Below are 11,734 nucleotides of genomic sequence, written 5' to 3' on the forward strand. Positions count from 1 at the left end.
TCAGGGTACGGGATGGCGGCGCCAGGGGCCTGCTATTACACGCCGCCCAGAGCGTCTGACCGAGGTCCTCTCGGTGAGCTCCCGGTCTCCAACCGGCGTCCTACCGAGGGTCCGACACTGGTTCGGCGACGCTCCGGATCGGCCCGAGCACCGCCGGACGTGCGACAGCGCGCGTGCGGCGATCCAGAACCCCCACCAGCGCGAAGACCACGATGCCGCCGCGACCTGTGCCATGACGAGTATCCGGCCCAGCCGTACCGGCCGGAGGGCGTCGACGTGCCGGCGGATGACCTGGGTGAGAGCGATCGATCCCGCCAGGCTCGCGACACTCATCGCCCCGAACCACACCACGGGCGTCCCGAATGGCGGGAAGTTCGGGTCGTCCAGAAAGTGCGCCCGCTGCAGGCGGTCCCAGCCTTCACTGCCCAGCCCGAGGAAGAACGCGGGCGCGAGCAGGCACATCAGCACTCCCTCCCGCGTACGGCCCGGGCGCCGTCGACCACCTGGGCGCGCATGGCGGCCAGCGACCCGAGCTCGCGCGACTGCGCGGGTACGAACGCCCGCTCCGGCATGACCGCGCCCACCACAGCCATCGTGCTCTGGGGGCGGGATCTCACCCCGGCTCTGATGCGTTGTCCAGGTGTCGAAGGTCCAGGAGTTCTTGTGAAGGAGGGCGAATGCCCGGAACGACCAGACCCGCACCACTGGCGCTCGACCCGAGCTTCTTCACCGATCCGTACGCCGTCTATGCCGCGCTGCGACACGAAGGACCGGTACGCCGGGTCATGCTGCCGAACGGGTGGGACGTCTGGGTCGTGACGAGGTACGCCGAGGCGCGGGCCGCGCTGGCCGATCCACGGTTGCGCAAGGACCCGCGTGTCCTGACCGAGCAGTTCGACGACGACGCCATGCGCGACGACGAGATCGTCGCAGCGTCCCTGCGGGCCCACATGCTCAACGCCGACCCCCCGGACCACACCAGGCTGCGCAAGCTGGTGACCAAGGCGTTCACGGCCCGAAGGATCGACGGGCTCCGGCCCAGGATCGAGGCGATCACCGACCAACTCCTCGACGATCTGGCCGCGCGCGTCGGCGACGGACCCGTGGACCTGCTCGACACCTTCGCCTTCCCACTGCCCATCACGGTCATCTGCGACCTTCTCGGCGTACCCCCTGCCGACCGCGACGACTTCCGCGCCTGGTCGACGACGATCGTGTCGGACGGTACGGACGAGGAGGTACAGGTCGCGTCGTATGCGATGGCCAGCTACCTCGACCGGCTCCTGGCCGACAAGCGGGCCGACCCGGGCGACGACCTGCTGACAGCCCTCATCCACGCCCGCGACGACGAGGACCGGCTGGACGAGCACGAGCTGGTCTCGATGGCGTTCCTGCTCCTGGTCGCGGGCCACGAGACGACGGTCAACCTCATCGGCAACGGCACGCTCGCCCTGCTCCGCCATCCCGACCAACTCGCCCACCTCCAGCGAGATCCGTCCCTCCTGCCTGGAGCGGTCGAGGAACTGCTCCGCTACGACGGACCGGTCAACCTCGCGACGATGCGGTTCACCGCAGAGCCGGTGGTGCTGGGCACCGACAGCGGGACCCGTGATGGCGACGGGGCGACGGGCGTGGAGATCCCGGCCGGAGAGTTCGTCCTGGTGTCGCTCGCCTCCGCCGACCATGACGGGTCGCGGTTCGCCGACCCGGACCGGCTCGACGTCACCCGACCGGCCGGAGGTCACCTGGCGTTCGGCCACGGCATCCACTACTGCCTGGGCGCTCCGCTGGCGCGGCTCGAGGGCGAGATCGCGTTCACGCGACTGCTTGGCCGCTTCCCTGGGCTACGGCTGGCCGGGGCGCCTGCCGAGTTACGGTGGCGGAACAGCAGCCTGATCAGAGGACTGGAACGCCTGCCAGTCCATCTCGCCTGAGGTCGGAGTGTGCGCCTCCGCGAGGGTCGGCCGCGTGGCGAACACCGCGAGGGTCGGCCGCGTGGCGAACACCGCGTGGCTCCTGCGGCGTGGCGAACACCGCCTCGGCATGACGGGCGAGGACGCCGGGGTCGCCGGGCCCGCCGGGATGAGAGACTTGTCCGCGCGTGCAGCCGCGCGAAAGTCCTGCGGAGTGAACGGCACATCCACCTCCGCACGGGTCGGGGCCGATGCGGGGTTGGGAGAGGAGCCGATGCGGGTTGCCGGCATCGACGTGTGGGTTGTCAACGTTCCCTTGACAACGACGTTCGCGTCGAGTTTCGAGGCCAAGTCCGCGACCACCCGGACGGTCATCCGGGTCCGCACCGACGACGGCCGGGCGGGCTGGGGCGAGACGATGCACGGCCGCCCGACGGCCACCCTCGTGAGGAAGCTCGCCGAGGACTTCGTCGGCGTCGATCCCCGCGCGAGCGCCGAGGTACGCCGCCGCTGCGCCATGGTGCCGTTCTTCTACGGCTACCTCGGCTACTGCGCACTCGCCGGTCTGGAGATGGCGTTCCTCGACCTCACCTGCCGGGCGGCGGACGTCCCGCTGCACCTTCACCTCGGTGGCGCCGCGCGTGGCGTCGTACCCATCACCGCCCTCGTCACGCCCGCCGCCGTGGGCGACGTTGCGCCGGCCGAGCTGCCCAAAGCCCTTGCCACCAAGGCCGCGGAGATCGTGGCGGCGCAGGGGTTCACGGCACTGAAGCTCAAGGGATCCGCCGACGCCCGCCACGACGTGTCACTGCTGCGGGCCCTGCGGGAGAAACTGCCCGACCTCGCGCTGCGCGTCGACCCCAACGCCGCCTGGTCCGTGACCGCCTCGATCTGGGCGGGTCACGAGAGCGACGCCCTCGGTCTCGAGTACCTCGAGGACCCGTGCGCCGGACTGGAGGGCATGGCCCGGGTCCGCGCCGAGATCCGCACGCCCCTGTGCACGAACATGTGCGTCGTCACGCTCGACGACCTCGCCCCGGCCGTACGCATGGGTGCCGTCGACATCGTGCATGCCGACGTACACAAGTGGGGCGGCGTAGGACCGACGATGGACCTCGTAGGAATCTGCCGGGCGTTCGGGCTCGGGTTGAACTTCCACAGTGGCGGCGAGCTGGGCATCTCCACGGCCTGCCACCTGCACGTGGCCGCCGCGCTCGACCGGCTCGACCATGCGATCGACGCGATGTACTACCTCACCGCCGACGACATCCTCACCGAGCGGATCGCGATGCGCGACGGCGCGCTCGTGGTCCCCCAGGGGCCTGGTCTGGGCGTCGAGGTGGACCTGGACCGCCTCGCCCACTACGCCCGGCGCAACGAGGACGAAGGAGACCACACCCAGTGAGCCCCCGTTCGTCGGCAACCGCGGCGAGGACGTCGCCCGAGGCCTTCCTGCGCGCCGCCCGCGACGACAGCGTCTTCTCCGGAGCGGCCTGGTCGGTCGGCACCACGACCGGCCCCACCTTCCGTGGCGTCCTCGGCACTCTGGCGTGGGACGGCGAGCCCGTGGCCGAGGACACTCTGTGGGACCTCGCGTCGGTGACCAAACCGGTCGCGGCACTCGCGGCGATGGCACTGCTCGAACGCGGCCAGCTCGCGCTGTCCGACCCGATCTCGGCGTACCTCCCCGACTACGCCGGGAGCGACAAGGCCGACATCTCGCTCTGGCACCTGCTGACGCACACGTCCGGGATCCCCGGCCAGCAGCCGTTGTACCGGCGGCACGCCGATCGAGACGGCATGCTCACCGCACTGCGCCGGCTGCCGCTCCGCCACGCGCCAGGCACCGAGGTGGCCTACTCCTCCCCCGGGTTCATGATCCTGGGACTTGTCGCCGAGGCTGTGGCCGGCCAGTCCCTCGACGCTCTTGTGCGGGAGACCGTCACGCGGCCGGCGGCCATGTCCGACACCGGTTTCAACCCGCCGGCTGAGGACCGGGCCCGTGCGGCCGCCACCGAGGACTGTTCCTGGCGCGGCCAGGTCGTCCAGGGCACGGTGCACGACGAGAACGCCCACGCGCTCGGGGGTGTCGCCGCCCATGCGGGACTGTTCGCCCCGCTCGGTGACGTGGAGCGACTTGCCCTGGCACTGCTGAGGGACGGCGCCGGCGACAACGGGCCGATCCTCGCACCACGGACGCTCGCGGTGATGACCCGCCCGGCCACCGATCACCTCAACCTGCGGAGGTGCCTGGGATGGCAGGGCACCCAACCCGCCGGTGCCGGGGTCGGTGACCTGTTCAGCCCCCGTGCGTACGGACACACCGGGTTCACCGGAACCAGTGTGTGGCTCGACCCGGACCTCGGGGTCTATTCGGTCCTGCTGACGAACCGGGTCCATCCGCGCCGGGGATCCTCGGCGATGGCGCGGCTGCGGCCAAGGTTCCACAACCTCGCGCTCACCCAGCTCCTCCGGCCAGGGTGAAAGCCCGCCGAGCCGCTGGCCCGGAACCGATACTGGGAACGTGCGCCACGGGGGAAGGCGAGTGTCTCGCGCGAGAATCCTGGTGTCGTGCCTTGGCGTGGTCGCGATACTGGCGAGCATGCTGTCCGGGTGCGCCGAGAAGGATCCCGGCCGGAACTGTCCTGGCAAGGGGTGGCGGAATCTGTCCCACCGGGAGGTCGACGGTTCCGAGCTCATCGAACGCCGCCTGCACTGCGCCAACCTCGAGTGGTCCTCGCTGGACGAGCTACGCCTTCAGGAGGTGAAGCTCAGCCGGGCCAACCTCCACGGGGCCAGCCTGCGTAGCTCCTGGTTGAGCAACGTCGACCTGTCCGGCGCCGACCTGAGCGATGCGGTGCTGGAGGGGGCGACCCTGGACGAGGTGGACATGGCGGGGGCGGACCTGCGGGGCGCCTCCCTCGCCGGCGAGGCGACACTCACCGACGTCGGACTGCGCCGGGCCCGCCTCGTGGACGCCGACCTGAGCTCCGCGGTGGTGAAACGCTCCGACCTCGCGCGGGCCGACCTCACCGGCGCCAACCTCTCCGGCGCGTCGCTGATCAACTCCAGCCTCCGGGGCGCCCGCCTCGACGGTGCGGACCTGACGGACACGTTCTGGTCGAACTCCGTCTGCCCCGATGGTACGAAGTCGCGCGGAGATCCCGAGACCTGCGACGACCACCTGACCCCCGCGCGTCCGTGAAGTCCGCGTCCACCGGTGAGATCCGCGTCGGCCGGTGAGATCCGCGTCCGCCGGTGAGATCCGCACCGGCCGGTGAGATCCGGCTGCCGGGCAGATCACTGCGCCACGGCGCGGAACGTACGCCACAGCGAGTGCACCTGCCAGCCACCGAGCACACAGGTGGCCGCACCGACGATCGGAACCAACGCGGACGCGCCAGCCACCCGGAGAGCGAAGCTGGGGTCGAGCAGGTTCATCGCCGTCGAGCAACCCATCGTGACCGCGAGGACCGTGGCGCCGACGACCACCTGGCCGGCGATCACCGGACGCAGGAAGCGCCGCAGCCGACCCGACCACATCAGCAGACCCAGGGTGGCGAGGCCGCTCACGCCACCGGCCATGCCGGCCAAGTCCGTGACGAGCGAAAGGATCACGGCGAGCCGTGGGTGGTCACTGGTCAACAATGACGGGGCCTCCTGGACGCCGATGGTCCAGGCGAGTGTCCACGCGAGCACTGTCGCCGGCATGGACAGCGCGAAGAGCATGGCGGTGCGCCGGCTCTGCGCGGCGATCAGCTCTGCCCGGTAGGCCGGGACGATCTCGGCGATCCGGCCGCAGTCGCCGACCGCCTGCGCCTCGGCCTGCCGAGGATCCATCCCGGCCCGGACGTACGCGTCTGCCGCGTCGTGGAGTCCGTCGGCCAGCTCACCCAGCAACTCGGTACGCGTCCGGCGCGGGCCCGGCAGCGCCCGGGCGAGAGCGCGAAGGTATCCCGCGATCGAGTCAACCTGCGGCGCGGCGGACGGATCCGCACGCTGGGTAGGCCTGGAGGGAGCGGCCCGCCGCCGCGCGGCCATCCGTGCGACGAACGCCGTACCCGCGGGGAGGGTCATCGCGCCACCACGTCGTTCCACACTCACGCCTGCTCCCCCAGGACGCCACCGATCGCGCTCGTGAACCTGGTCCAGTCGGCGCGCTCCCGGGCGAGCGCCTGCCGCCCGGCCCGGGTGAGCTGGTAGGTACGCCGGCGGCGGCCGCCGACCATGCTCCATCGCCCGCTGACGTAGTGCGCCCGCTCGAGTCGGCGCAGCGCCGGGTAGACGCTCCCGGTGGGAAGGTCGAGGACGCCGCCACTCCTCGCCTGGAGTGCCTCGATGATGGCGTAGCCGTGCAGCGGGCCGTCCTCCAGCGAGGCGAGCAGGAGCGCGTCGAGGTGTCCGCGGACAATGTCGACCTTCACGAGTAGACAGGCTACCTGTGGCGGCCCCACCCCCGACAAGCGCGCGACCGCGATCTTCGGGTTCTCTCCAGGGTCCCAGGACCTCAGTCCAGGGTCATCCCTGATTTATACGTAGGCAGCCGACATATAAAGTCGGGCTGGTTGAGCGACTCTTTCAGGAGGAGATCCGTGCCACCCACCGTTGACCTCGCGGCCGGGACCGCCGGCGCCGCGCCCCCAGCCCGGCAGGTCCCCGGCAGGCGGCCCGGCGCCTCTTTGTGGACCCTGCGGGGCGTCGCCCTCGTCCATGCCGCGGCGGTGGTCGGCCAGCCGCTCCTGGCCGGGAGGTACCTCGGTGGCGATGTCGAATCCCTCGCCGTCCACGGTTTCAACGGCAGCCTGTTGCCACTGCTCACGATGCTCCAGGGCGCGGCCGCGCTGGCGTACGTCTGGCCCGGTGGCGGACGGGGGTGGCCGTTCCTCGTGACCTTCCTGTTGTTCTTCGCCGAGGGGATCCAGATCGGCTTGGGCCACACCCGTGAACTCGCGATCCACCTCCCCCTCGGCGTGGGGATCGTGGTCGTCCAGGTCCTGCTGACGGTGTGGTTGTTCCGGGGCGGCGCCCGTCGCCCCCGTCGCCCGCGTCGCCGGCAGCGGGTTCGGCAGGCGGGAGACAGCCATGGCCGCTGAGCACCCGGTCACGCCGGGCCCGCGGACGCCTACCACGGAGCGCCTATCCGGCGACCTCGCGACCGACCCGGTGCCGCCGGCGCGACACCCACGGGCAAGCCTGTGGGTCCTGCGCGCCATCGCGGTCCTGCACTGCGGCGTGATCGCGGCCCAGCCTGTCTTCGCCGGCATCTTCCTCACCGGCGATGTGGACGCGATCGCCGTGCACGAGATGAACTCGCACATCGTCAGCCTGCTGGGCTGGTCCCAGATCATCGCCGCACTCGTCTACGCCGCTCGCGGTCGTGGGCGGTGGTCGCCGATGTGGTTCAGCCTGACCCTCGCCGTCGCCGAAGAGGCCCAGAAGGTCCTCGGCTATCTCCGCCTCGCCGATCTCCACATCCCCATAGGCGTCTCGCTCATCACCATCCAGGTCCTCTTCACGGTCTGGTTGTTCCGTCCCGACCTGCGTCAAGCCCGGGTTGACAAGACTCGTGGGGGTGGGGCGGGCGGCCAACCGAGAGCACCGAACCTCGAGGGAGCCGTACGCATGACCCTGTACAGCCACCGCCCATTCGGCAGGCCCGGTCGGTCGAGCCGTTCGTACGGAGGACCAGGAGCCCTGTCCAGGCGCGGATTCCTCGGCCTGGTCGGCGCCGGCGGCGCCGCCGCGGCCCTCGCCGGCTGCGGGATCGGCGGGCTGATCGGGCAGACGGCGGAGTTCCTGCCCAGCCGGGCGCCCCTGCCCAAGCCGTTCGGCGTACCGCTGCCGATCCCTCCCATCAAGCGTCCGGTACGGACCGACGCCACCACCGACTACTACGAGATCGTCCAGCGGGTCGCGAACGCCGAGATCCTGCCTGGCATGCGTACCCCCATCCTCGGCTACGACGGCATCTTTCCCGGACCGACCCTCGTCACCACCAGCGGCCGGAGGACAGTCGTACGCCACCGCAACGAACTGCCCGTGCCCGTCTCCGTCCACCTGCACGGCGGGCACACGCCCGCGGAGAGCGACGGTGGTCCGCTCGACCTCATCCTCCCGACCCGCGGCTGGACCCGGCCTGCCCACGCGGGGCACAGCGGCGCGGCCCCGATGCGGGGCGACGAGTCCGACGGGCAACGCGACTACGTCTATCCGATGCGCCAGCGCGCAGCCACGTTGTGGTACCACGACCACCGGATGGACTTCACCGGGCCGCAGGTCTACCGCGGTCTGGTCGGCATGCATCTGGTGCACGACGACGAGGAGCGGGCCCTGCCGCTGCCCGACGGCGAGCGGGACATCCCGCTGGTGATCTGCGACCGGTCGTTCGAAGCCGACGGGTCGTTCCGCTACCCCGCACTCGACCGGACGCTGCGCACCACGCCTGGCGTCACCGCCGACTACATGGAAGGCGTCGTCGGCGACGTCATCCTGGTCAACGGCGCGCCGTGGCCGGTCTGCGAGGTCGAGGGTGCGAGGTACCGGTTCCGGATCCTCAACGCGTCCAACGCCCGCCGCTACGGACTCACGCTCGACCCCCCACCCCGCGAACGGCCGGCGTTCGTCCAGGTCGGCAGCGACGGCGGGCTGCTGGAGACGCCGATCGAACACGCCCGGATCGACATCGCCCCCGCCGAGCGCTTCGACGTGGTCATCGACTTCTCGGCGTACGCACCAGGCACGGAGGTCACGCTGGTCAACCGGCTCGGCAACGACTCCACCGCACAGGTGATGCGGTTCCGGGTCACCCGCCGGGTGAAGGACGACTCCCACGTTCCCGCGAAGCTCTCCACGATCGAACGCCTGGATCCGGCCAAGGCCGTGCGCACCCGCGTGTGGCGCTTCCGGCGCGGCGACGTCGGCGATCGTCCCGGCAGCGCCGGCGTGGCCGCTCGACCGGAGGGTGACGGCGATGGCGGGGGCGAGCACAACGGCTGGACGATCAACGACAAGGCCTACGACCCGCGACGCGCGGACGCCGACCCGACCCTTGGCGAGATCGAGATCTGGCGGTTCATGACCGACGTCCACCATCCCGTGCATGTCCACCTCGACCCGTTCCAGGTGGTGAGCCGAGGGGGCCACGGAGTCGGTCCGTACGACCACGGCTGGAAGGACACGGTGGACGTCCGGCCGGCGGAGCATGTGGACGTCGCGGTGCGCTTCACCGACTACCGCGGTCCGTACCTCCTCCACTGCCACAACCTCGAGCACGAGGACATGGCGATGATGGCGACGTTCAGGACGACCTGACGCGATAGCCCCGCGCGGCCTGCGGGCGCCGCGCCGTACTCGCCAACTACCAACGATGCATGCCGAAGTCGCCGCGCATCGGTGGTAATGATCACGCATATGTGATCATTTTCGCTGGCGCGGCGGCGGCGTCAGATCCCGCCGAGGACGCTGGACACGTTCACCCGGGTCCCGCCATCCTCGGCGGAGAGGACGCCCGCTCTCAGCACGGCCAGCAGTTCGAGGGTCTCCTCGGGCGCGATCGGGGGCTTGCCGGTCCGGGCCATCTCCACGGCCGCGCGGACCTGCCCGGCGTAGAAGCCGTCGAAGTCCTTGATGTCCACGGCGTGCCTGCCCTCACTGCCGTAGGCGGTGAGGTGGAAGGCGTACTTCGCGTCGCGCAGCGTCTGCACGACCGCGCTGGGACCGCCGTCGGCGTAGGACAGCACGGCGATGTCGCGCTCTGGCCAGGTGAACCGCTGCACCCACTCCACGCCCGATCCGGCCAGGGCGAAGAGCTGTTCGACCGCGTGGACGCCGTAGTAGTACCACTCCCCCGGGCCCACGCTCACGACCGATGACAGGGTGCCCAGCGCGGCGAGCTGGTCGCGCTCGGCTTCGAGCTCGACCGCGAACCGCAGGGCCGACGAACTGGTGACCGGCGTGCCCTTGTCGGCGGCGAGAGTGAAGAGACCGCTCGCCTCCACCAGGTCGACCGCCATCGGCTTGTCGACGAACGTCGGCACACCCGCCGCCACGAACGCCCGGGCCAGCGGCACGTGGTTCGCGCCCTGTCCGGTGTCGTCGACCACCAGCACCAGGTCGGTCTCGGACAGCATCTCGGTGGGCTCGCTGGCGACGTGCGGGATGTCGTAGGTGCGCGCGAGCGTGGTGGCATCGGGTTGGCCAGGGCGCAGCTCGCCACCCCACACCCACGTGATGCGGGCCCCGTCGGCGACGGCGCGCTCGTTGAGCAACCGGGCGAACGCTCCGGCATGGGAGGTGTTGACGCCGACCAGGCCGACGCGCAGGGTGCGCTCGCCGGCGTCCGTTCCTTCGCTGCTCATCTTTCGTCCCTCTGCTCGCCGTGGCCCGGATGGTAGGTGAACCTCGGGCAGGTCATGCCGCACGAGGGGCCGAACTCCCTTAGTTTAGGGCGTTTTTCCCCCTATCACGGTGTCGAACGTAGACATGCCGTCGTACCGCGTCAATGACGCGCCCACCATGCTGGCCGGCAACGGGTGCGGGTCGTGACGCCCCATACCCGGCTCGACCCTGGCAGACTCGGCGAGCGTGACCGGCGTCGCTTCCCACCACGACGACACCTTCGCAGACCTGCGCGACCTGCTCCGCGGTCGGCTGGTCGCGGCGGCGCTCACGCCGTTCCACCGCGACGGAACAGTCGCGCGGGAGGCGGTCGCCGGTTACGCGGAGGCGCTTCGCGGCGGCGGCAGCGCGGCCATCGCCGTGGGCGCACACACCGGGCGCGGCGCGCACCTGGATGCCGGTGAGCTGCGCTGGCTGGTACGGGAGTTCGGGTCCGCGTCGAGCCTGCCGATCGTGGCCGGAGTCGGCCCAGGGCCGGACCGGAGGGTCAGCGACCTGCTGCCCCTCGCCGCGGGACTCCGCGACGCGGGTGCGGCAGCCCTCCTCGTCGCTCCCGTCCGGGGCGCGTCGCGAGCCGAGATCGTACGCCTGCACGAGCGGCTCGGCACCGAGATCGGCCTGCCGCTACTGGCGTTCGTCCTGTACGACCGGGCCAGCGGGTGCCAGTACGACGCCGACACGGTGGCCGAACTCCTCACCGTGCCCGGGGTCTGCGGCGTCAAGCTCGCCCTGCTCGACGACGCGATGGGTTGCCAGGACATCCTTGACGCGGCCCGGACGGCGGCCCCCGACGCCCTGCTGCTGACCGGCGAAGACCGGATGTACGGGCCCTCGCTGATGTGGGGCGCCGAGGCGAGCCTGCTGGGACTCGCCGCTGCCCTGCCGCAGTGGTCGGTGGCCGTCGTCGAGGCGTGGACACGGAACGACCTCCCGACTTTCGTCGCAGCGTCGGCGCGGGCGGATGCCCTTGCCCGGTTGACGTTCCGGGCACCGATGGAGGCGTACGTCCAGCGGGTGGCCTGGGTCGCCGCCTGGCAGGGCATCCTCCCCGACGCGGTCGCCTTCGACCCGTTCGGCCCGTACGCCCAGAACCCTCCGCCCGGCGAGCGCGACCGGCTGATCTCCGCCCTCCCCACCCTGTCCCGTGATCATGATCGTGATCATGAAAGCTCCGCGTAGATATTGCCCCGTTTCACTTCACAGACCGGTTCGCATTCATGATCACGAGGCTGCGACCATCCCCGCCCATAGACCGGTTCACCTTCCTGACCACCAGGCCGCGACCATCCCCGCCCACAGACCGGTTCACCTTCCTGACCACCAGGCCGCGACCATCCCCGCCCACAGACCGGTTCACCTTCCTGACCACCAGGCCGCGACCATCCCCGCCCACAGACCGGTTCACCTTCCTGACCACCAGGCCG

At 70.9% G+C, this 11,734-nt stretch carries 13 protein-coding genes; 7 read left to right on the top strand and 6 right to left on the bottom strand.

Translation table 11 applies throughout. From position 1 onward, the window contains the following. Complete coding sequence (locus ABN034_RS03850) at positions 1 to 462, bottom strand: hypothetical protein (protein WP_349689591.1); 462 nt, start codon at positions 460 to 462, stop codon at positions 1 to 3. Beyond that, the gene (locus tag ABN034_RS03855; protein ID WP_349689592.1) at positions 462 to 584 is read right to left on the bottom strand and encodes a hypothetical protein; all 123 of its coding nucleotides are present in this window, start codon (positions 582 to 584) and stop codon (positions 462 to 464) included. The genes ABN034_RS03850 and ABN034_RS03855 overlap by 1 nt, the downstream gene beginning before the upstream one ends. Positions 585 to 677: 93 nt before the next feature. On the opposite strand from ABN034_RS03855, the gene ABN034_RS03860 reads away from it, so the two are divergent. From ABN034_RS03860 to ABN034_RS03875, 4 genes are all read left to right on the top strand, one after another. Continuing rightward, positions 678 to 1,934, top strand: coding sequence for a cytochrome P450 family protein (locus ABN034_RS03860; RefSeq protein WP_349689563.1), 1,257 nt, complete (start codon positions 678 to 680; stop codon positions 1,932 to 1,934). Between the two features lie 34 nt (positions 1,935 to 1,968). Further along, entirely contained in the window at positions 1,969 to 3,318 is a 1,350-nt protein-coding gene (locus ABN034_RS03865; protein WP_349689564.1) for a mandelate racemase/muconate lactonizing enzyme family protein, read from the top strand. Next, a complete protein-coding gene (locus ABN034_RS03870; RefSeq protein ID WP_349689565.1) occupies positions 3,315 to 4,397 on the top strand; it encodes a serine hydrolase domain-containing protein in 1,083 nt (360 codons plus the stop codon). The genes ABN034_RS03865 and ABN034_RS03870 overlap by 4 nt, the downstream gene beginning before the upstream one ends. 118 nt (positions 4,398 to 4,515) lie before the next feature. Next, positions 4,516 to 5,118: a pentapeptide repeat-containing protein gene (locus ABN034_RS03875; RefSeq protein ID WP_349689566.1), complete on the top strand. Its 603-nt coding sequence runs from the start codon at positions 4,516 to 4,518 to the stop codon at positions 5,116 to 5,118. Positions 5,119 to 5,213: 95 nt separating this feature from the next. Here ABN034_RS03875 and ABN034_RS03880 read toward each other — a convergent pair whose 3' ends face one another. Both ABN034_RS03880 and ABN034_RS03885 read right to left on the bottom strand, forming a co-directional pair. Further along, entirely contained in the window at positions 5,214 to 6,017 is an 804-nt protein-coding gene (locus tag ABN034_RS03880) for a permease prefix domain 1-containing protein (RefSeq protein ID WP_349689567.1), read from the bottom strand. Next, on the bottom strand, positions 6,014 to 6,337 hold the full coding sequence (locus ABN034_RS03885; RefSeq protein ID WP_349326395.1) for a PadR family transcriptional regulator: 324 nt from the start codon (positions 6,335 to 6,337) through the stop codon (positions 6,014 to 6,016). Before ABN034_RS03885 ends, ABN034_RS03880 begins: the two co-directional genes overlap by 4 nt. A 168-nt stretch (positions 6,338 to 6,505) precedes the next feature. Here ABN034_RS03885 and ABN034_RS03890 point away from each other — a divergent pair, with 168 nt between their 5' ends. After that, a complete protein-coding gene (locus tag ABN034_RS03890; RefSeq protein ID WP_349689568.1) occupies positions 6,506 to 7,006 on the top strand; it encodes a hypothetical protein in 501 nt (166 codons plus the stop codon). Beyond that, entirely contained in the window at positions 6,996 to 9,224 is a 2,229-nt protein-coding gene (locus tag ABN034_RS03895) for a multicopper oxidase family protein (protein ID WP_349689569.1), read from the top strand. Before ABN034_RS03890 ends, ABN034_RS03895 begins: the two co-directional genes overlap by 11 nt. 131 nt (positions 9,225 to 9,355) lie before the next feature. Here the strand turns inward: ABN034_RS03895 and ABN034_RS03900 are convergent, their stop codons facing one another. Further along, positions 9,356 to 10,270, bottom strand: a complete 915-nt coding sequence (locus ABN034_RS03900) for a Gfo/Idh/MocA family protein (RefSeq protein ID WP_349689570.1) — start codon at positions 10,268 to 10,270, stop codon at positions 9,356 to 9,358. Between the two features lie 226 nt (positions 10,271 to 10,496). On the opposite strand from ABN034_RS03900, the gene ABN034_RS03905 reads away from it, so the two are divergent. Continuing rightward, entirely contained in the window at positions 10,497 to 11,489 is a 993-nt protein-coding gene (locus tag ABN034_RS03905) for a dihydrodipicolinate synthase family protein (RefSeq protein WP_349689571.1), read from the top strand. 13 nt (positions 11,490 to 11,502) lie between these two features. Here the strand turns inward: ABN034_RS03905 and ABN034_RS03910 are convergent. Then, positions 11,503 to 11,734, bottom strand: a 232-nt coding sequence (locus ABN034_RS03910) for a hypothetical protein (protein WP_349689572.1), incomplete at its 5' end; no start/stop codon positions are given.

The organism is Actinopolymorpha sp. B11F2, assembly GCF_040195635.1.
In the GTDB taxonomy this organism is placed as follows: domain Bacteria; phylum Actinomycetota; class Actinomycetes; order Propionibacteriales; family Actinopolymorphaceae; genus Thermasporomyces.